The organism is Brochothrix campestris FSL F6-1037, assembly GCF_000525915.1.
Classification (GTDB): Bacteria; Bacillota; Bacilli; order Lactobacillales; family Listeriaceae; genus Brochothrix; species Brochothrix campestris.
The window spans coordinates 1-556 of the sequence record NZ_AODH01000109.1 but is presented as its reverse complement, the minus strand read 5'-3'; the positions used below and the strand labels follow the sequence as shown (position 1 = coordinate 556).

General features: G+C 50.5%; 1 rRNA gene. It reads right to left on the bottom strand.

Annotated features, from left to right (window positions below):
• Window positions 1–556: ribosomal RNA gene (locus tag BCAMP_RS13320) — 23S ribosomal RNA — on the bottom strand; the annotation flags it as partial.

Genomic DNA, 556 nt, shown 5'->3' with positions numbered 1-556 from the left:
CCTTCGCTTGCGCTAAGCACTCCTCTTAACCTTCCAGCACCGGGCAGGTGTCAGCCCATATACTTCATCTTACGATTTTGCATAGACCTGTGTTTTTGGTAAACAGTCGCTTGGGCCTATTCACTGCGGCTCTCTCAGGCTTTCACCTTAATAGAGCACCCCTTCTCCCGAAGTTACGGGGTCATTTTGCCGAGTTCCTTAACAAGAGTTCTCTCGCTCACCTTAGGATTCTCTCCTCATCTACCTGTGTCGGATTGCGGTACGGGCAGTCATTAACTAACTAGAGGCTTTTCTTGGCAGTGTGGAATCAGAACCTACGGCACTAGGTGCCACCACATCACAACTCAGCTTACGCGGAAAGCGGATTTGCCTACTTTCCTGCCTAATTGCTTGTACATGCATATCCATCAGCATGCGTTCGTATCCTACTGCGTCCCCCCATCGCTCAAACATTAATGACTGGTACAGAAATATCAATCTGTTGTCCATCGCCTACGCCTATCGGCCTCAGCTTAGGTCCCGACTAACCCTGGGCGGACGAGCTTCCCCAGAACCA